Genomic DNA, 19,135 nt, shown 5'->3' on the forward strand with positions numbered 1-19,135 from the left:
CGCCGGGTCTGACGCATCGTGTTACTCGGCAGCCTCGGCCGGGGGCGGAACGCCCAGCTTGGAGTTGTGCAGGTCGACGTTGAGACCGAGCGAGCGCATTTCCTTGACGAGCACGTTGAACGATTCCGGAATACCGGCCTCGAACGTGTCGTCGCCGCGCACGATCGCCTCGTACACCTTGGTGCGGCCGGCGACGTCGTCCGACTTCACCGTCAGCATTTCCTGCAGCGTATAGGCGGCACCGTAGGCTTCGAGCGCCCACACCTCCATTTCGCCGAAGCGCTGGCCACCGAACTGCGCCTTACCGCCCAGCGGCTGCTGGGTGACGAGCGAGTACGGACCGATCGACCGGGCGTGGATCTTGTCGTCCACGAGGTGATGCAGCTTCAGCATGTAGATGTAGCCGACGGTCACGCGACGATCGAACTGATCACCGGTGCGGCCGTCGTAGACGGTCGACTGACCCGAGGCGTCGAAGCCCGCGAGCTTCAGCATCTCCTCGATGTCCGCTTCCTTGGCGCCATCGAACACCGGCGTTGCAATCGGAACGCCGTGGCTCAGATTGCGACCGAGCTCGACCAGTTCCTTGTCGTCGAGCGACTTGATGGTCTCGTCGTCGCCGTAGATCTTCCGCAGCGTTTCGCGCAGCGGCTTGAGATCCTCGCGCTGATAGTACGAGTCGATCGCCTCGCCGATGCGCTTGCCGAGACCGGCGCACGCCCAGCCGAGATGCGTCTCGAGGATCTGACCGACGTTCATGCGGCTCGGCACGCCGAGCGGGTTCAGCACGATATCGGCGTGAGTGCCGTCCTCCAGGAACGGCATGTCCTCGATCGGCACGATCTTCGACACCACGCCCTTGTTGCCGTGGCGGCCGGCCATCTTGTCGCCCGGCTGGATCTTGCGCTTCACCGCGACGAAGACCTTGACCATCTTCATCACGCCGGGCGGAAGTTCGTCGCCGCGCTGCAGCTTCTCGACCTTGTCGAGGAAGCGCTGCTCGAGGCCCTTCTTCGACTCGTCGTACTGCTTCCGCATGGCCTCGATCTCGGCCATCAGCTTGTCGTTCGGGGCGGCGAACAGCCACCACTGCGACTTCGGGTACTCCTCGAGCACCGCGCGGGTGATCTTGGTGTCCTTCTTGAAGCCCTTCGGACCGGCGACGCCCTGACGACCGTCGAGCAGGTCGGCGAGGCGGCCGTAGACGTTACGGTCGAGAATCGCCTGCTCGTCGTCGCGGTCCTTGGCGAGACGCTCGATCTCTTCCCGCTCGATCGCCAGCGCACGCTCGTCCTTGTCGACGCCGTGCCGGTTGAACACGCGGACTTCGACGATGGTGCCCTGCACGCCCGGCGGCACCCGCAGCGAGGTGTCGCGAACGTCCGAGGCCTTTTCACCGAAGATGGCGCGCAGCAGCTTTTCTTCCGGCGTCATCGGGCTTTCGCCCTTCGGCGTGATCTTGCCGACCAGGATGTCGCCGGCGCGAACTTCGGCGCCGATGTAGACGATGCCAGCTTCGTCGAGGTTCTTCAGCGCTTCTTCCGAAACGTTCGGAATGTCGCGCGTGATTTCCTCCGGACCCAGCTTGGTGTCGCGGGCCATCACTTCGAATTCCTCGATGTGGATCGAGGTGAAGACGTCTTCCTTCACGATTCGCTCGGAGAGCAGGATCGAGTCTTCGAAGTTGTAGCCGTTCCACGGCATGAACGCGACGAGCACGTTGCGGCCGAGCGCGAGTTCGCCGAGGTCGGTCGACGGACCGTCCGCGATGATGTCGCCCTTCGCCACATGATCGCCGACCTTCACCAGCGGACGCTGGTTGATGCAGGTCGACTGGTTGGAGCGCTGGTACTTCATCAGCCGGTAGATATCGACGCCCGACTTGGTCGGATCGAGATCTTCGGTGGCGCGGATGACGATACGGGTCGCGTCGATCTGGTCGATGACGCCGGTGCGGCGTGCGGCAATCGCCGCGCCCGAGTCGCGCGCGACCACGCCTTCCATGCCGGTGCCGACGAACGGCGCCTCGGCGCGAACCAGCGGCACCGCCTGGCGCTGCATGTTCGAGCCCATCAGCGCGCGGTTGGCGTCGTCGTTCTCGAGGAACGGGATCAGCGCCGCGGCGACCGAAACGAGCTGCTTCGGCGACACGTCCATGTAGTCGACCTGGTCGGCCGGGATCAGCACGACGTCACGCGTGCCGCCTGCGCGGCAGACGATCAGGTCGTCCGTGAAGCGGCCCTTGGCGTCGAGCGAGATGTTGGCCTGAGCGACCGCGTAGCGACCCTCTTCCATCGCCGACAGGTAGACGACCTCGTCGGTGACGCGGCCTTCCTTGACCTTGCGATACGGAGTCTCGACGAAGCCGTATTTGTTCACGCGCGCGAAGGTCGCGAGCGAGTTGATCAGGCCGATGTTCGGACCTTCCGGCGTCTCGATCGGGCAGATACGACCATAGTGCGTCGGATGCACGTCGCGGACTTCGAAGCCGGCGCGCTCGCGGGTCAGACCGCCCGGGCCAAGCGCCGACAGGCGGCGCTTGTGGGTGATCTCCGACAGCGGGTTGGTCTGGTCCATGAACTGCGACAGCTGCGAGCTACCGAAGAACTCGCGCACCGCGGCAGCCGCCGGCTTGGCGTTGATCAGGTCCTGCGGCATCACCGTGTCGATATCGACAGACGACATCCGCTCCTTGATCGCCCGCTCCATGCGGAGCAGACCAATGCGGTACTGGTTCTCCATCAGCTCGCCGACCGAACGCACACGGCGGTTGCCGAGATGGTCGATGTCGTCGATCTCACCCTTGCCGTCGCGCAGACCGACCAGGGTCTGGATCACCGCCAGGATGTCTTCCTTGCGCAGCGTGCGATGGGTGTCGGGCGCATCGAGGTCGAGGCGCATGTTCATCTTGACGCGACCGACCGCGGACAGGTCGTAGCGCTCGCTGTCGAAGAACAGCGACTGGAACATGTTCTGCGCGGACTCCAGCGTCGGCGGCTCGCCCGGGCGCATCACCCGGTAGATGTCGAACAGCGCGTCCTCGCGGGTCATGTTCTTGTCGGCCGCCAAGGTGTTGCGGATGTACGGGCCGACGTTGACGTGGTCGATGTCGAGGAGCGGCAGTTCCTTGTAGCCCTCCTCGTTCAGCGCCTTCAGCGACTTCTCGGTGATCTCCTCGCCGGCTTCGGCGTAGATCTCACCGGTCTTCGGGTTGACCAGGTCCTCGGCCAGATAGTTGCCGACCAGCTCCTCGTCCGACAGGCGCAGCGCCTTGAGGCCCTTCTCCTGCAGCTGGCGAGCAGCGCGGACGGTCAGCTTCTTGCCGGCCTCGAGCACGACCTTGCCGGTGTCGGCATCGATCAGGTCGTTGACGGTCGAGTAGCCACGGAAGCGGTTGGCGTCGAACGGAACACGCCAGCCATCCTTGGTGCGCTTGTAGAGGATCTTCTTGTAGAAGGTGCTGAGGATCTCTTCGCCGTCGAGGCCGAGGGCGAACATCAGCGACGTCACCGGAATCTTGCGGCGACGGTCGATACGCGCGAACACGATGTCCTTGGCGTCGAACTCGATGTCGAGCCAGGAGCCGCGATACGGGATGACGCGGGCAGCGAACAGCAGCTTGCCCGACGAATGGGTCTTGCCCTTGTCGTGGTCGAAGAACACGCCCGGCGAACGATGCATCTGCGAGACGATGACGCGCTCGGTGCCGTTGACCACGAAGGTGCCGTTCATCGTCATGAGCGGGATATCGCCCATGTAGACGTCCTGCTCCTTGATGTCCTTCACCGAACGGGCGCCGGTTTCCTCGTCGATATCGAACACGATGAGGCGCAGCGTCACCTTCAGCGGCGCGGCATAGGTCATGCCGCGCTGGCGGCACTCGTCGACGTCATACTTCGGCGGCTCAAATTCGTAGCGAACGAATTCCAGCATCGAGGCGTTAGAGAAGTCCGAAATCGGAAACACCGACCGGAACACCGCCTGCAGGCCCTCGTCCTCCCGACCGCCGGGAGGCTCGGCGACCATCAGGAACTGGTCGTAAGACGCCTTCTGAACCTCGATGAGGTTCGGCATCTCGGCGACTTCCCGGATGTGACCGAAGAACTTGCGAACGCGTTTGCGACCGGTGAACGTCTGCTGCGCCATCGTGGCCTCTCATGTCGTCGCCCGGCGGGGCGAACCTTCCGAGGCGCGATACGCACCGCCCCCGGGTTGAATTACCGCACATCCGAAATTCAGGAACTGAATGTCAGGAACTAAATCCTAAAATCATACAGCACGAATCCCGAACGCAAAACGACGTGCGGGGCGCTAGCGCACCCGCCCGTCCAAACCATCACGTCACAGACCGAAAAAGCCCGAAATTGCCGATTCTCCCAAAGGCTGCGCGGAATGTTACCATATCCATCGCGCCTGCGCTTTCGTGCTGCCGGACCAATATGGGACGGCAATGTGAAGATTCGAGGGGCGATCCCCACTCCTCACCACACATTCCTGTGACGGCCATCCGGAAGCAGCGGCTCCTCCGCTCCCGCCCGCCGCGACCGGGGCCGGCGAACCGGCCCCAACCGCTGAGCATTTCGCCCCGTCCGGCATAGCAGGCCTTGACCCGGCCATCCGTCGCTGGGGCAGATCCCCGGGTGTCGCTAAGCTCCGCCCGGGGATTGAACGCGAGTAACCTGCGGTTACTTGAGTTCGACCTTGGCGCCAGCCTTCTCGAGCTGGGCCTTGATCTTCTCGGCTTCGTCCTTGGCAACGCCTTCCTTGAGCGGCTTCGGAGCGCCTTCGACGAGGTCCTTGGCTTCCTTCAGACCCAGACCGGTGATCGCGCGGACTTCCTTGATCACTTCGATCTTCTTGTCGCCAGCCGAGGCGAGCACGACCGTGAAGTCGGTCTTCTCTTCGGCCGGAGCGGCGCCAGCACCAGCGCCCGGCGCAGCGGCAACCGCCACGGCTGCGGCAGCGGACACGCCCCACTTCTCTTCGAGGAGCTTCGCCAGCTCGGCGGCTTCGAGCACGGTGAGGCTCGACAGGTCGTCGACGATTTTCTGCAGATCAGCCATTGAATCAGTTCCTTACGGGTATCAGTTCGAACCAGGGTTGAATGAGATTGAAGCGTCAGGCCGCTTCGCTTTTGGAGGCATAGGCCTGAACCACACGCGCGACCTTGGCCGCGGGAGCAGTCGAGAGCTGCGCGATCTTGGTGGCCGGCGCGACCAGAAGGCCGACCAGCTTGCCACGCAGTTCGTCGAGCGACGGCAGCGAGGCCAGAGCCTTCACACCGTCAACGTTCAGGACAGTCTTGCCCATCGAACCGCCGAGGATGACGAACTTCTCGTTCGCCTTGGCGAATTCGACGGCAATCTTCGGCGCCGCCACCGGATCGTCGGAAGTCGCGATCACGGTCGGCCCCTTCAGCAGGGAGCCGATGGCAACGACGTCGGTGCCTTCAAGAGCAATTTTGGCGAGACGGTTCTTCGAGACCTTCACCGACGCGCCCGCCTGCTTCATCTGCTGACGCAGCTTCTGCATCTGGGCCACGGTGAGGCCGGAATAATGAGCGACGACCGCAACGCTGGTGGTCTGGAACAGACCGTTCAGCGAATCGACCGCCTCTTTCTTTGCCGCTCTATCCACAGCAAGCTCTTTCCGGTTGGCGGTCTCTGCGAACAGGACCGCCGGGTTGCACCCTTCGTCCTGCCCCAAACCATCCACAAGACACACGGCCTTCAGACACCCGGGGCATAACGAATCTTAAGCCTGCCCTCCCGATCGGACGCCAGCCGAAGCCGTTGCCCGCGCGGGGTGTCGAGGTTCGAACCCACTCCGCGCCCTACCATGCAGCAGGGCACAAAATCCGGTTTTCACCCGTCTATGCAGGTCATTCGATTAAGCCTCTGAGGAAACATGATGTTTCGACGTCGGCACCTGCAGTCTTGGACAGGACCAGGATCGGTCGAAAACAGCACCGGCGAACCGGCTCCACTTCCTACGACCCCTGCCCGCACTCCCACCGCAACGACAATCCTCCCTTCCTTCGCGTTATCCTGACGTGGATGACTTGAAGGACGGGGCTCCTGTCGATACGGGTAATCGGAATGCGCGCACGGGCGCGCCAGCAAGGCCAGCACGCCCGGAAGAGGCTGTTTAACGAGTCTTTTCCGACTTGCCAAGGCTGTTTCCATAGAAACGGCATCTTTTATGCAGGGGCCTGTCCTTATGAAACCCATCCTTAACCGACTAGTCTAACGCTCGCTTAAGGCTCAGGTTTTTGCGGTATCTATGTCAGGTTCACGCCGAAAGCTGACGCTGGCGTCCGGCAGCGAACGCCGTGCCCGATCACGATCCCTACTCGACCTTGTAGGGCAGCTCCCGCCCCGCGAAGAACGCGGACAGATTCGCGATGACGCAGTCCTGCATCGCGACGTGGGCGTCGAGGGTGTGGCCGCCGATATGCGGGGTCAGAACCACGTTCGGCAACTCGCTGAGCGCGTCCGGCGCATAGGGCTCCTGCTCGAACACGTCGAGGCCGGCGCCTGCGATCGTGCCGTCGGCAAGCGCGGCGACCAGCGCCGGCTGGTCGATGACCGAGCCGCGCGAAATGTTGATCAGCACGCCGTCCCTGCCGAGCCGCTTCAGCATCGATGCGTCGATGATCCGCTGGGTGTCCGGACCGGCGCGGACGGCGATCAGCAGCACGTCGCACCAGTCGACCAATTCACCGAGATCGCCGACATAGCGATAGGGCACGTCGTGCCGGCTGCGGCTGTGATAGGCGACCTCGGTTTCGAACGCGGCGACACGTGCCGCGATCTTCCGGCCAATCTCGCCCATGCCGTAGACGCCGACCTTGGCGCCCGTCATGCCGCGCGGCGGCTTCAGTAGCGGCGACGGCTTGGCGCCGGACCAGCCACCGCTGCGCAGATAGGCGTCGGCCGGAATCACTCGGCGCATCAGCGCCAATAGCAACGTCATCGCCAAATCCGCCACCGCGGAAGCGTTCGCGGCCGGACTGTTGCCGATGACGAGGCCGCGCTCTGCAGCGGCCTTCAGGTCGACGCCGTCATAGCCGGTGCCGTAGCAGACGACCGCGCCGAGCGACGGCAGCAGGTCGAACGTCTCGCGGCCGAGCGGCTGGGCCCCCATGGTCATCAGCGCACGCACCTCCCCCAGCTGGTCGGCGGTGAACACCTCATTCGCCGGCTTGCCGCCGGTCTCCAGCAGTTCGAATTTCTCCCCGAACCGCGCCAGCATCGACTTCGCAAAGCGCGAGAACACCAGAACCTTGTCGGCCACGCGGCTCTCCTTTTCTTGTTGTTGTGACTGGTGGACGCAAAGCAAAGGGCGGACCGGTTGCCCGATCCGCCCTTGTTATTCAATGATCACTGCGCCGCAAGCGGCTTAGTGGATCGAGCCCGGCTCGACCTTGACGCCCGGGCCCATGGTCGAGGACACGGCGACGCGCTGGACATAGGTTCCCTTGGCGCCGGTCGGCTTGGCCTTGTTGACCGCGTCCGCGAGCGCCTTGATGTTCTCGACCAGCTTGTCGGCCTCGAACGACGCCTTGCCGACGCCGGCCTGGATGATGCCGGCCTTCTCGACGCGGAACTCGACCGAGCCGCCCTTGGCACCCTTGACGGCGCCGGCGACGTCCATGGTCACGGTGCCGATCTTCGGGTTCGGCATCATGCCGCGCGGGCCGAGCACCTTACCGAGGCGGCCGACCAGCGGCATCATGTCCGGGGTCGCGATGCAGCGGTCGAAGTTGATGTTGCCGGCCTGAACCTGCTCCACCAGATCTTCGGCGCCGACAACGTCGGCACCCGCGGCCTTGGCTTCGTCCGCCTTGGCGCCGCGTGCGAACACGCCGACGCGCACGGTGCGGCCGGTGCCGTTCGGCAGCATCACCACGCCGCGAACCATCTGGTCGGCGTGACGCGGATCGACGCCGAGATTGATCGCAACCTCGATGGTCTCGTCGAACTTCGAGACGGCGCGCTCCTTCACCATCTTCACCGCCTCGTCGAGCGGATACAGCTTGGTGCGGTCGACGCCTTCGCGGATCTTCTTCAGTCGCTTACCGATTGCCATGATGCGTTACCCCTCGACCCGCAGGCCCATCGAACGGGCAGAGCCCTCGACCATGCGCATGGCCGACTCGACGGTGTCGCAATTGAGATCCTTCATCTTCTTCTCGGCGATCTCGCGCACCTGGGCGGAGGTCACCTTGCCGGCGACGTCGCGGCCCGGGAGCTTGGAGCCGGACTGGATCTTCGCCGCCTGCTTGAGGAAGTAGGACATCGGCGGGGTCTTCATCTCGAAGGTGAACGAGCGATCGGCGTAGATCGTGATCACCACCGGAATCGGCGTGTTCTTCTCTTCCTTCTGGGTCTGCGCGTTGAACGCCTTGCAGAACTCCATGATGTTGAGGCCGCGCTGACCAAGCGCGGGACCGATCGGAGGCGACGGGTTCGCCGCTCCGGCCGGCACCTGCAACTTCAGGTATCCGGTCACTTTCTTTGCCATTTAACTCTCCTGTTGCCGGCAAGCCGGCGGTTTCAGGTTTCGTGGTGGGGCTCGAGCGGACGACTGGCGATCGTCCGAAGCCTCCCACGCTTCACGGGGATCTCTCCCCGTACGTCATGGCCGGGCTCGTCCCGGCCATCCACGTCTTCTCACCACCGCCACGCCTACAAAACGTGGATGGCCGGGACAAGCCCGGCCATGACGGGGTGTTGCGATCAGACCTTCTCGACCTGACCAAACTCCAGTTCGACCGGCGTCGCGCGGCCGAAGATCGACACCGCGACCTTCACACGCGAACGCGCCTCGTCGATTTCCTCGACCACGCCGGAGAACGACGCGAACGGACCGTCGGCGACGCGAACGTTCTCGCCGATCTCGAACGACACCGACGGCTTCGGGCGCTCCACGCCTTCCTGCACCTGGTGCAGGATGCGCATCGCCTCGGACTCCGAAATCGGCATCGGCTTGTTCTCGGCGCCGAGGAAGCCGGTGACCTTCGGGGTGTTCTTGATCAGATGAAAGGCTTCGTCGGTGAGGTTCATCTTCACCAGCACGTAGCCCGGGAAGAACTTGCGCTCGGCGTCGACCTTGCGGCCGCGGCGAACCTCGGTGACCTTCTCGGTCGGCACCAGCACCTGCTCGAACAGGTCCTCGACGCCGCGCTGCTTGGCCTGTTCCTTGATCGACTCGGCGACCTTCTTCTCGAAGTTCGAATAGGCGTGGACGATGTACCAGCGCATGCTCATGGTCGTAGGCCTACCGTTAGACGCCGAGAATGAAAGTGATCACGATCCTGATCAGCTGATCGGCGAAAAAGAAGAAAATCGACGCGAGTGCCACCATGATGAACACCATGATGGTGGTGATGGTGACTTCGCGGCGCGACGGCCAGGTCACCTTGGCGGTTTCGCTCCGCACTTCCTGCAGGAATTTGAACGGGCTGAAAGCCATCGCGTGATCCAGATCGTCAGTCGAATGTCGGGGTTTGCGAAAGCCAGACAGCCCTGTTGCGCCCAACCCTTGCCAAGGAACCCCTTGCCGCAGGATGAGCCGCCAACCGGGCTCTGTTTTCGGGAAATCAAGCCGCGCCGGAAATCCGCAAAACGGGCCGGCAGCGAGTGACGCCTTTTATGGCGAGTTGGCGCAAAGGTCAAGCTGAGGGGCCGGTCAGCCGCCTGCTGGGATCGCTTTGCCGGCTTCTTGGACCAGCTGGATTGTCTTTTTCCCCCAACCGCTTGCCGGATGCTGCTCGTGCATCGGCGCATCGAGGTCGAGCGCCGTCTGAACGGACTGCGGTCTTTCGACCGGGGACGCTAGCCGATCCCGACCCCAAGCAGCGAGTCGACCAGCTCGCGGTCGGCCCTGAGTTGCGCACCCTGCCCTTGCCAAACGATGCGGCCGCGCTCGATCACCATGACGTCGTCGGCGAAGTCGAGCGCGCGCTCGATCTGCTGTTCGACCAGCACCACCGTCATCTCGCCGGATTGCGCCAGCTTGACGATGGTCTCCATCAGTTGATCGCAGATCACCGGCGCGAGGCCCTCCAGCGGCTCGTCGAGCAGCAGCACCTGCGGCTTGCCGAGCAGCGTCCGCGCCAGCGACAGCATCTGCTGCTCACCGCCGGAGAGCTGCATGCCGCCATGGTTGCGCCGTTCCGCCAGCCGCGGGAACATCGCGTACACAGACTCGAGCTCGGTGCGCGGCCGACCCTTGAGGCCGGTGAACAGATTCTCCTCGACGGTCAGCGACCGGAACACATCGCGGGTCTGCGGCACATAGCCGAGGCCGGCGGCGGCGCGGGCGAAGGTCCTCAGGCCGGTAACGTCCCGGTCCCCGAGCCGAACCGCCCCGCCCTTGTGGGTGGTCAGGCCCATCAGCGACGCCAGCAGCGTAGTCTTGCCGACGCCGTTGCGGCCCAGCACGGTCAGTCGGCCGCCGGCCGGGACGGCAAAGCTAATGTCGCTCAAAATGCTCACCGAGCCGTAGCCGGCGGCGAGACGCTCGACTTCAAGACGCGCGGCGGGCATCGGCATAGCTTCCCAGATAGGCCGCACGGACGGCGTCATTTTCCTTCACCTCGGCGGGCGTGCCTTCGAAGATCAGCGCGCCGTTCGCCAGCACCAGCACGCGCTTGGCGAATTTGAACACCAGATCCATGTCGTGCTCGATCATCAGGATCGCGATATCCGACGACATCCGGCCGATCGCCTCGAGGATGCGCGGCGACTCGTCGTGCGGCACGCCGGCGGCGGGCTCGTCGAGCACCAGTACCCGCGGCTTCATCGCCAGACCAATCGCCAGATCGAGCAGCCGCTGCTGGCCATAAGCCAGCTTGGTCACGGGCGTCGCCGCCAGATGGCCGATGCCGAGCAGGCTGAGCACGCTCTGCCATTCGTCGCGAACCTCGGCCTTGTTGATGACGGAGGAGAACATCCGCTTGGTGAGGCCGCGGCGCTGCATCACCGCGAGCGCGACGTTCTCGGCCACGGTGAGGCTGGTGAACAGCCGGGTCACCTGGAAGGTCCGCACCAGCCCGCCCTCGACGCGGTGAGCGATCGATGCGGTGGTGACGTCCTCGCCGGCGAGCAGGATGCGGCCGTCGGACGGCGGCAGGTCGCCGGAGATCTGATTGACCAGCGTGGTCTTGCCGGCGCCGTTCGGCCCGATCAGCGCAACGCGGTCGCCGCTCGACAGCGTGAACGACACATCGTCGGTGACGCGCAGGCCGCCGAACGACTTCGACAGGTGCTGGACTTCGAGCAAGGTCGTCATCGCGCCGCCCTCGCCTGCCTGAAGTCGCCGATCCGCCGTGTCACTTCGTTGACCAACCCCTTGGGGAAGAACAGCACCACCACGATCAGCAGCACACCGACCAGAATCATCCAGTGGAAGGGGCTGGCGGCCGAGACGTAGTGATGAAACAGCTCGAACAGAATGGCGCCGATCAGCGCGCCCCACAGATTGCCGGCCCCACCGAGGATCAGCATGATCAACGCTTCCGCCGAGCGCTCGAAGCTGACGCTGTCGAGCCCGACCACGCCGGTGTTGATCGCCGTCAGCCCGCCGCCCAGCCCAGCCACCGCGCCGGCGACGCAATACATCACCAAAAGCCGCGGATATACCGAGACGCCGATCATGCGGGTGCGCAGCGTGTCGTCCTTGATGGCGCGGCACATCAGCGCGAATGGCGAGCGCGCGAAGCGCAACAGCGCCACCATCGTGATCAGCAGCACGATCACCGAGAAGATGTAGCCGGTGCGGCCGAACATATCGAAATTGAAGATGCCGAACACCGGCCCCGGCGAGATGCCGGCGAGACCGTCGCTGCCGCCGGTGATCGACGACAGCTTGTTGGCGAGCGCGGCGACGAGCTGGCCGAACGCGATCGACAGCACCAGCTGCGGCAGGCCGCGAAACCGCGTCACCAGCAGGCCTGAGACCAGCCCGGTCGCGGTGCCGGCGAGTGCGCCGATCAGCAGCATCAGGATAGGATCGGTGACGCCGGCCAGACAAAAATTGCCGGCCGCGTAGGCGCCGACGCCGAACAGCGCCGCGTGGCCGAGCGTAGCGACGCCGCAATAGCCGGTGACGAGGTCGAGCGAGATCACCAAAAACGCCAGACCAATCACACGGATCAGAAACGCGAGATCGTCCGGATAGACGAAATAGCCGATCGTCCCGAGCACGGCGATCACCGCGGCGGCGATCAGATCGTTGCGAAGACCGGCACCGGCGGTCGGCGCGGCGGTCACGGACAAGGTCGCCATCTCAATGCGCCTTTCCGAACAGGCCGTGGGGGAAGACGTAAACGATCACGATCACCGCGACATAGAAGAAGAACTCGCCGAACTCGGGCGCCAGATATTTGCCGGTGGTGTCCGCCAGACCGAGGAGCAGCGACGCCGCCATCGCTCCGGTGACCGAACCGGCGCCGCCGACCGACACCACGACCAGGAACGTCACCATGTAGCGCAGCGCGTAGAACGGCTCGACCGGCAGCAGCTCGGCGCCGACCACGCCGCCGAACGCCGCGAGCCCCACCGCCAGCGCGAAGGTGACCGAATAGACAATCTGGGTGCGGATGCCGAGCGCCTCGGCCATGTCGCCATTGTCGACCGCCGCGCGCAGCCGCACGCCGAACTCGGTCTTCTCGATCAGTAGCCACAGCGCCACCGCGGTGACCACGCCGCAGCCGATCACGAACAGCCGGTGCGCCGGGATCATGCGGAAGCCGAGATCGAACGGCCCCTTCAGCATCTCCGGCAGCGGGATCGGCTTGGAGGTCGGGCCGAAGATGTAATTGGCGATGCCGACGATGAAGAAGGTGATGCCGATCGTCAGCAGGATTTGGGTCAGTTCGTCGGAACGGCGATAGATCCGGCGATACAGCAAAAACTCGAACGGCACCGAGATGATCACAGCGCCGATCACCGCGATTAGGATCGCGATGGGATAGGACACGCCGAGCGTCACCAGCGCGAAGGAGGCGAGATAGCCACCGATCATCGCGAAGGCGCCGTGAGCGAGGTTCACCACCCGCATCAGGCCCATCATGATCGACAGGCCGATCGAGATCGTGAACAGCACCATGCCGTAGGCCAGTGCATCCGGCAGGATTCCGAGAATCGTCCGCATCACGCCCCCGCCCTTGCGGACGCCGCCGATATCGTTCGATTCAACCCAGCCTTCACAATCCGACTCCCGACTCCACGGTACGCATTCCCCTATCCGTCGACGCGTTCTATTCCCGCGAAGCGGCATTTGCTTCGCTCGGAGACGCTATAGTCGACAAGAACCCTCCGCGCCAAGCCACGAACGCAGGCGCGAAGGGCTCAAAGTTTCGGCTTACTGCTTAACGAGACCCCAATCGGGCTGGGCCTTGAAGGTCTCGATCTCCTTGTTGATCAGCTTGCCGTCGGCCTTCTCGACTTCGCGCAGATAGACGTTCTGCGTGATGTGGCGAGTTTCCGGATCGATCGACACCGGACCGCGCGGGCTGGTCCACTGCATGCCCTTCACCGCGGCGATCGCCTTCTCGGGATCCTGCTTGCCGCCGGTCGCCTCGATCATCTTGTAGATCAGGCGGGCGCCGTCATAGGCCGCAACCGACGTCATGGTGATTTCGTCGAGCTTGCCGCCGTCCTTTTGCAGTTGCGCCAGGAACGCCTTGTTCTCCGGCGAGTCGTGCGACACCGCGTAGTGATAGGTCGACAGAATGCCGACGCCCGGTTCGCCGATGTTTGGCAGATCGGGCTCGGTGACGACGTCGCCGGTCGACATCAGCTTGACGTTGCCGGCCTTCAGGCCGTTGTCGATATACGCCTTGACGAAGCCGAGCGTCGGCGGGCCGGCCGGCAAGAAGGTGAAGATCATATCGGCGCCGGAATCCTTGATGCGCTGCATGATCGGGCCGAAATCGGTGGTCGACAGCGGCATGCGGATCGCCTCGACGACCTTGCCGCCTTCGGCTTCGAAGGTCTTCTTGAACGCCGTCTCGGCGTCGATGCCCGGGCCGTAATCGCTGACCGCGATCGCGACCTTGGTGGCGCCCTTCTGCTTGGCGACCTTGGCGGCCGGCACCGTGTTCTGGAACATCGTGAACGAGGTGCGGACGATGTAGGGGCTCTTCTCGGTGATCGACGAGGTGGCGGCGTTCAGCACCACCATCGGCACCTTGGCTTCCTGCAGCAGCGGCGCCACCGCCATCGCGTTCGGCGTGAAATACAGGCCGGCGATGTACTGCACCTTCTCCTTGACGATCAGTTCCTGCGCCAGAGCCTTGGACTGCGCCGGGTTCGGCGAGACTTCGTCACGATAGACGAACTCGACGGTGTGGCCGCCGACCTTGTTGCCGTTCTCGGCAACCCAGGCGTCGATGCCCATCTTGTAGTTCTTGCCGAACAGCGCGTACGGCCCCGACATGGTGCCGATGACGCCGACCTTGATGGTGTCGGCCTGCGCGGCTCCGACACTGAACGAAATCGCCGCGGCTGCGCACAGCCACCCAAAAGCTTTCACCATCCGTCTCCCTCTCCTCTGCCTGATCAGTCGTTTTGCGTTTGGTTTGTTGCTCAGAACATTTCGAAATATTCGCGCTGTTCCCATTCCGTCACTTCGGCCTGGAAACGCTCGATCTCGGCGTTCTTGATGAACGTGTAGTAATCGACGAACTCGCCGCCCAGCGCGGTACGGAAGAACGGATCGTCGCGCAGCGCGAAGATCGCCTCGCGCAGCGACTTGGGCAGCAGGTCTGCCTTGGTCTCGTAGGGCGTATCCGCCGACGGGCCCGGATCGAGCGCGCGGTCGACGCCGTCGAGACCGGACAGGATCTGCGACGCCATGTAGAGATACGGATTGGCGGCCGGCTCGCCGACGCGGTTCTCGATCCGCGTCGCCTTGTCGCCAGGCCCGCCGAGCACGCGCAGCATCACACCGCGATTGTCGCGGCCCCAGATCGCACGATCCGGCGCCAGCGAATAGGAGCGATAGCGCTTGTAGCCGTTGATGGTCGGCGTCGTGAACACCGTCGCGGCGCGGGCGTGCGTCATCAGGCCGGCCAGATAGTGCTTGCCGAAATCCGACAGCACATCGGTGTCCGACATGAAGGCGTTGCGGCCGCCGTCGCGCGCCACCACGGACTGATGCAGATGCCAGCCCGACGACACCACGTTGGGAATTCGCGGACGGCACATGAAGGTGGCGTGATAACCGTGACGCCGGCAGATCTGCTTCACGGCGGCGCGGAACAGCACCATCAGGTCGGCCGGCAACAGCCCGACCGTTGGCTGGAACGTGAACTCGCACTGGCTCGGGCCGAACTCGACCTCGATCGAGCGCAGCGGCAGGCCGAGCGCGACGACATCGCGGCGGATCAGTTCGAGCACCGGCTCCATCTGATCGTAGCGCTGCTCGGTGAGATACTGATAGCCGTGCGACAGCAGGCTGACCTCCGGCGGCTCGCCGGGCTGGCCGGCATGCTCCGGCCGCATCTTCCTGTCTTCGACCTTGAAGACGTGAAACTCGACTTCGAGCCCGGCCTTGTAGTCGTAACCGCGGTCGGCGAGCTTCTGCAGCGCCGAACGATAGATGTTGCGGGTGGCGAATTGCACCGGACGGCCGTCGGCGAAATACAGATCGCACAGCACCCAGCCCGTCGTCGGTGCCCACGGCAGCACGCGGAATGTCGTCGGGTCCGGCAGCATGACGACGTCGGCGCCGCCCTGCATCTCCGACATGCCGAAGCCGCCGCCGGCCTGAAACACCGGGAATACCGTCTTGTGCGACGTATCCTTCGCCAGCATCGTGGTGGTGATAGTGGCGCCGTTATCGAGGCTGCTCAGCGCCTCGGACGCGACCAGCGTCTTGCCGCGCAGGATGCCGTGCTGATCGGGGAACGAGAACCGGATGGTCTCGAGCCCCTGCTCCTCGGCGATGCGGCGGACGCGCGCCGCCGCATCGATCTGTTCTTCGGACCACAGTCCGTGTTTGGCAGCCAGGCTGTTTCCCATGGCGTAGCGCTGATGCACGTTCATTCGGCGGCCGTGAGATGCGGGACCTTGGCGGCGATCTCGGCCGGCACAGGCGCGGCCCACGGCGCCCCGCGGCGACGCTTGACGTCGACCTCCATCCAATAGGTCTCCCAGCCGCGGCTCGGACCGATGCCGTCCATCGTCGCCGGCCCCTGGATGCCGCGCGCGCTGGCCGCATCGAGCGCCAGCAGCGGACGCTGGCCGGCCTCGGCCTTGGCGATCTCCTGACGCAGGAGCCGGCGATACTGGATGATCGCCTTGTCGCTCTGGCCGAGATGTTCGCGGGTGCGATCCTGGATCGCGCCCATCGACTCCACCGCCCACTGGTCGTGGACGTTGATGTCGGCGCCCATGCCGGTGTAGGTCGCGGTCGCCTGCTCGTGCGGATCGAAGCCGTAGTCGTTGCGCTTGTTCTTGCGCGACGTGTAGTCCGGTAGTTCGTAGAGTTCGAGCCGCTGTTCGCGCATCTTCACCTTGTCGACCGGCTGCGTATAGCTGGTGAAGATCGCGTACCAGTAGCAGTTCTCGTCATCGACCGGGACGTGCCACTGCGTGATCGTCATCTCGGTGCTCATCGGGATGACGAAACCGTGCGGGAACAGCTGATTGGTGACGCGCACGTGGGTGCGCTCGTCGTCGATCTGGCGCAGCGCGATCAGCCGCAGGCCGTATTCGGTGTGCTCGACATTGATGATCGGGCGATCGTATTCGCGCAGCACCTTGGTCATCGGCATTTCGCTGCCGGCGGACGCGCCGCGGAACTGCTTGCCGTAGGCGTGCGAGGTGTCCTCGTCTTCGAAGAAGCGATGCAGGAACGAGGCGTGCGCCGGATCGATGCCGACTTCCAGCGCCTGCAGCCAGTTGCACTCGAACAGGCCCTTGAACGCGAACACATGGGTGTCCGGCGCGGTGAAGCAGTCGATCTCCGGGAACGCCGGCGGCTCACCAGCACCGAGATAGGCCCACAGGATGCCGCCCTTCTCCACCACCGGGAACGCGCGCTGCTTGATGTTCGCGCACAGCGGCGAACCGGCGGGCTCGGCCGGAGTCTCGAGGCACTTGCCCTCGACGTCGAACAACCAGCCATGGAAGGCGCAGCGCAGGCCGCCGCCTTCGAGCCGGCCGAACGCGAGATCGGCGCCGCGATGCGGGCAGTCGCGATCGATCAGGCCGTAGCGGCCCTGCTCGTCCTTGAACAGCACGAAGTCCTCGCCGAGCAGACGCACCGGCCGGATCGGCCGCTCACCTTCCAACTCGGCGACCAGCGCCGCCGGCTGCCAATAGGCGCGCATCAGTTTGCCACAAGGCGTGGCGGGTCCGACGCGGGTAATCAGATCGTTCTGTTCCTGGCTCATCATGGCGTTGGCCTCCTCCGGGCAGTTCGCGACGCGCTGCCTTGTGATTGAAGGCGACAAGGCTGGGTGCCGCAAAGGCTTTGGAAAAGCCAGCGCGCCCTTGTCGCAGATTTCCGGCGCGAGTTCGTTCGATAGACGAACGAATGTTCGATATGGATAAGATTGCCTCTGATGTGCAACTTGAGCAAGCTGAAATTCTCGGCGGCCGTTGCTCATCGACCTTGCACCGCAACCATTCAACTAAACCCGTGCAGCCGAACTTGTGTTCAATAGGCGAACGACATAACAGGATGAAGGTAGGTGATGCAGCCCCCAAACCGAGAGCGTCCAGTCTGATATGCCGAAGATGAAACGTCCGGAAACCGACGCCAGCGACGCGCCGGAGATCATCGAAAGCCTGGCGCGCGGCTTGCGGGTGATCGAAGCGTTCGGAGCCGAACGCCGTCCGATGACGCTGAGCGATCTCGCAAAGGCCTGTGCGCTGCCCCGCGCCACGGTGCGCCGGGTGCTCACTACACTGCGCAGCGCCGGCTATGCGACCAGCGACGACCGGCTGTTCGCGCTGACACCGCGGATCCTCGGTCTTGCTTCTTCCTATTTGGCCTCGAACCAGATCAGCGCGGTGCTGCAGCCGCTGATGGACGAGGTCTCGGCCGTCGCCAAGGAAGTCTGCTCGCTGGCGATTCTCGACGGCGACGACGCGGTGTTCGTGGCGCGGGCCAGTCCGGCGCGGGTGTTCTCGGCGGGAATCGATCTCGGCTACCGGCTGCCATTGTTCTGCACCTCGGTCGGCCGGGTCCTACTCGGACGGCTCGATAACGCCGCGCTGACGGCGACGGTCGAGGCGATGAACCTGGTTGCGCAGACGCCGGAAACCGTCGTGGACAAGCCGACCGTGGTGGCGACCATCATCGCCGACCGCACCCGCGGCTATTCCCTGGTCGACCGCGAGGCCGAGCCCGGCTTCCGCTCGATCGCCGTGCCGATCCGCCGCTACGACGGCACCATCGTGGCCGCCGCCAACATCGGCGCCCACGTCGACCGCATCTCCACCGGCGAAATGATCGACCGCTTTCTACCGCCACTGCAGCGGATGGCCGAAGAGGCCCGGCCGCTGATCGTTTGATTGAAGGAAAGATTTCGGGCTGCCAGGCCGGCTAGGCTCGGCTGGCAGGAGTGGCAGGGCTCGAACCTGCGACCCCCGGTTTTGGAGACCGGTGCTCTACCAATTGAGCTACACTCCTACGTCGGCGTCGCCGCCGAACGAGGCGGTTGAAGCATAGGCAGGGCCCCGCTGGCAAGTGGGATGCGGGGTTAGGCTTTGGTCTATTCTGGGGGTTCCACAGGCGCGGCCTCCGGCGCTGGTCTGGATGCCCGATTCGATGGGGGCGCCAGCGCACACTCCCGGTTGGCTCCCGTGCCCGGCGCGTTCTCGAACACGCAGCGGCTCGGCGGGGTGCCGCAGACCTTGTCCAGTTCCCGAAAGCCGACGCAATGCCCGTCCGGCGCCCGATAACCGGTGCCGCCCTTGCAGCCGCAGCCCTTGCACGGCGGCCGGTCGGGGCACGCCGCCTGCCCCGCGGCCGGCAGCGCCAAAAGAAAGGCCGCGAGCACGATGAAGCGTGCGCGCGGCCCCGTCGACACTTCCGCGTCTGACTCTTCGTTACTCGATGATCGCAGCGACGACGCCGGCGCCGACGGTGCGGCCGCCTTCGCGGATGGCGA

General features: G+C 64.5%; 17 protein-coding genes and 1 tRNA gene. 1 reads left to right on the top strand and 17 read right to left on the bottom strand.

Annotated features, from left to right (window positions below; genetic code table 11):
• Positions 1-21: 21 nt before the first annotated feature.
• The 15 genes from rpoB to ACFFJ6_RS23110 form a co-directional block, all read right to left on the bottom strand.
• The gene (rpoB, locus tag ACFFJ6_RS23040) at positions 22-4,146 is read right to left on the bottom strand and encodes a DNA-directed RNA polymerase subunit beta (protein ID WP_378392331.1); all 4,125 of its coding nucleotides are present in this window, start codon (positions 4,144-4,146) and stop codon (positions 22-24) included.
• Between the two features lie 539 nt (positions 4,147-4,685).
• A complete protein-coding gene (rplL, locus tag ACFFJ6_RS23045) occupies positions 4,686-5,063 on the bottom strand; it encodes a 50S ribosomal protein L7/L12 (RefSeq protein WP_378392333.1) in 378 nt (125 codons plus the stop codon).
• A 55-nt stretch (positions 5,064-5,118) separates the two neighbouring features.
• Positions 5,119-5,637: a 50S ribosomal protein L10 gene (gene rplJ / locus ACFFJ6_RS23050; RefSeq protein WP_054163761.1), complete on the bottom strand. Its 519-nt coding sequence runs from the start codon at positions 5,635-5,637 to the stop codon at positions 5,119-5,121.
• A gap of 711 nt (positions 5,638-6,348) precedes the next feature.
• Positions 6,349-7,296: a 2-hydroxyacid dehydrogenase gene (locus tag ACFFJ6_RS23055; protein ID WP_378392335.1), complete on the bottom strand. Its 948-nt coding sequence runs from the start codon at positions 7,294-7,296 to the stop codon at positions 6,349-6,351.
• Positions 7,297-7,401: 105 nt separating this feature from the next.
• Positions 7,402-8,091, bottom strand: a complete 690-nt coding sequence (rplA, locus tag ACFFJ6_RS23060) for a 50S ribosomal protein L1 (protein WP_378392337.1) — start codon at positions 8,089-8,091, stop codon at positions 7,402-7,404.
• Positions 8,092-8,097: 6 nt separating this feature from the next.
• The gene (gene rplK / locus ACFFJ6_RS23065) at positions 8,098-8,526 is read right to left on the bottom strand and encodes a 50S ribosomal protein L11 (RefSeq protein WP_378392339.1); all 429 of its coding nucleotides are present in this window, start codon (positions 8,524-8,526) and stop codon (positions 8,098-8,100) included.
• A 215-nt stretch (positions 8,527-8,741) separates the two neighbouring features.
• Entirely contained in the window at positions 8,742-9,272 is a 531-nt protein-coding gene (gene nusG / locus ACFFJ6_RS23070; protein WP_378392341.1) for a transcription termination/antitermination protein NusG, read from the bottom strand.
• A gap of 16 nt (positions 9,273-9,288) precedes the next feature.
• On the bottom strand, positions 9,289-9,477 hold the full coding sequence (gene secE, locus ACFFJ6_RS23075; protein WP_378392343.1) for a preprotein translocase subunit SecE: 189 nt from the start codon (positions 9,475-9,477) through the stop codon (positions 9,289-9,291).
• Between the two features lie 362 nt (positions 9,478-9,839).
• The gene (locus tag ACFFJ6_RS23080) at positions 9,840-10,553 is read right to left on the bottom strand and encodes an ABC transporter ATP-binding protein (RefSeq protein WP_378392345.1); all 714 of its coding nucleotides are present in this window, start codon (positions 10,551-10,553) and stop codon (positions 9,840-9,842) included.
• Positions 10,534-11,298: an ABC transporter ATP-binding protein gene (locus tag ACFFJ6_RS23085; RefSeq protein ID WP_378392347.1), complete on the bottom strand. Its 765-nt coding sequence runs from the start codon at positions 11,296-11,298 to the stop codon at positions 10,534-10,536. The genes ACFFJ6_RS23080 and ACFFJ6_RS23085 overlap by 20 nt, the downstream gene beginning before the upstream one ends.
• Positions 11,295-12,293, bottom strand: a complete 999-nt coding sequence (locus ACFFJ6_RS23090; RefSeq protein ID WP_378392349.1) for a branched-chain amino acid ABC transporter permease — start codon at positions 12,291-12,293, stop codon at positions 11,295-11,297. The genes ACFFJ6_RS23085 and ACFFJ6_RS23090 overlap by 4 nt, the downstream gene beginning before the upstream one ends.
• A gap of 1 nt (position 12,294) precedes the next feature.
• Positions 12,295-13,161 (bottom strand): branched-chain amino acid ABC transporter permease, encoded by an 867-nt coding sequence (locus ACFFJ6_RS23095; protein WP_378392351.1) that lies wholly within the window; start codon positions 13,159-13,161, stop codon positions 12,295-12,297.
• A gap of 210 nt (positions 13,162-13,371) precedes the next feature.
• Positions 13,372-14,547: an ABC transporter substrate-binding protein gene (locus ACFFJ6_RS23100; RefSeq protein WP_378392353.1), complete on the bottom strand. Its 1,176-nt coding sequence runs from the start codon at positions 14,545-14,547 to the stop codon at positions 13,372-13,374.
• A 50-nt stretch (positions 14,548-14,597) separates the two neighbouring features.
• Entirely contained in the window at positions 14,598-16,058 is a 1,461-nt protein-coding gene (locus ACFFJ6_RS23105; protein WP_378392355.1) for a glutamine synthetase family protein, read from the bottom strand.
• A complete protein-coding gene (locus tag ACFFJ6_RS23110; protein ID WP_378392357.1) occupies positions 16,055-17,413 on the bottom strand; it encodes an aromatic ring-hydroxylating dioxygenase subunit alpha in 1,359 nt (452 codons plus the stop codon). The genes ACFFJ6_RS23105 and ACFFJ6_RS23110 overlap by 4 nt, the downstream gene beginning before the upstream one ends.
• 334 nt (positions 17,414-17,747) lie before the next feature.
• On the opposite strand from ACFFJ6_RS23110, the gene ACFFJ6_RS23115 reads away from it, so the two are divergent.
• Positions 17,748-18,536: an IclR family transcriptional regulator domain-containing protein gene (locus ACFFJ6_RS23115; RefSeq protein ID WP_378392359.1), complete on the top strand. Its 789-nt coding sequence runs from the start codon at positions 17,748-17,750 to the stop codon at positions 18,534-18,536.
• 42 nt (positions 18,537-18,578) lie between these two features.
• Here ACFFJ6_RS23115 and ACFFJ6_RS23120 read toward each other — a convergent pair.
• Positions 18,579-18,654, bottom strand: a tRNA-Trp gene (locus ACFFJ6_RS23120).
• A gap of 82 nt (positions 18,655-18,736) precedes the next feature.
• Positions 18,737-19,135 (bottom strand): hypothetical protein (locus tag ACFFJ6_RS23125; protein ID WP_378392361.1); only part of this gene is annotated, 399 nt, incomplete at its 5' end.

This window comes from Rhodopseudomonas telluris (assembly GCF_042432815.1).
GTDB lineage: Bacteria > Pseudomonadota > Alphaproteobacteria > Rhizobiales > Xanthobacteraceae > Rhodopseudomonas > Rhodopseudomonas telluris.

Excerpts from the sequence above, each read along its gene's own strand:
- ACFFJ6_RS23110 (WP_378392357.1), bottom strand. The coding sequence starts at position 17,413 with ATGATGAGCCAGGAACAGAACGATCTGATTACCCGCGTCGGACCCGCC.
- ACFFJ6_RS23100 (WP_378392353.1), bottom strand. The coding sequence starts at position 14,547 with ATGGTGAAAGCTTTTGGGTGGCTGTGCGCAGCCGCGGCGATTTCGTTC.
- ACFFJ6_RS23090 (WP_378392349.1), bottom strand. The coding sequence starts at position 12,293 with ATGGCGACCTTGTCCGTGACCGCCGCGCCGACCGCCGGTGCCGGTCTT.
- ACFFJ6_RS23105 (WP_378392355.1), bottom strand. The coding sequence starts at position 16,058 with ATGAACGTGCATCAGCGCTACGCCATGGGAAACAGCCTGGCTGCCAAA.
- rplK (WP_378392339.1), bottom strand. The coding sequence starts at position 8,526 with ATGGCAAAGAAAGTGACCGGATACCTGAAGTTGCAGGTGCCGGCCGGA.
- ACFFJ6_RS23080 (WP_378392345.1), bottom strand. The coding sequence starts at position 10,553 with ATGCCCGCCGCGCGTCTTGAAGTCGAGCGTCTCGCCGCCGGCTACGGC.
- nusG (WP_378392341.1), bottom strand. The coding sequence starts at position 9,272 with ATGAGCATGCGCTGGTACATCGTCCACGCCTATTCGAACTTCGAGAAG.
- rplL (WP_378392333.1), bottom strand. The coding sequence starts at position 5,063 with ATGGCTGATCTGCAGAAAATCGTCGACGACCTGTCGAGCCTCACCGTG.
- ACFFJ6_RS23095 (WP_378392351.1), bottom strand. The coding sequence starts at position 13,161 with ATGCGGACGATTCTCGGAATCCTGCCGGATGCACTGGCCTACGGCATG.
- ACFFJ6_RS23085 (WP_378392347.1), bottom strand. The coding sequence starts at position 11,298 with ATGACGACCTTGCTCGAAGTCCAGCACCTGTCGAAGTCGTTCGGCGGC.
- ACFFJ6_RS23115 (WP_378392359.1), top strand. The coding sequence starts at position 17,748 with ATGCCGAAGATGAAACGTCCGGAAACCGACGCCAGCGACGCGCCGGAG.
- secE (WP_378392343.1), bottom strand. The coding sequence starts at position 9,477 with ATGGCTTTCAGCCCGTTCAAATTCCTGCAGGAAGTGCGGAGCGAAACC.
- rplA (WP_378392337.1), bottom strand. The coding sequence starts at position 8,091 with ATGGCAATCGGTAAGCGACTGAAGAAGATCCGCGAAGGCGTCGACCGC.
- rpoB (WP_378392331.1), bottom strand. The coding sequence starts at position 4,146 with ATGGCGCAGCAGACGTTCACCGGTCGCAAACGCGTTCGCAAGTTCTTC.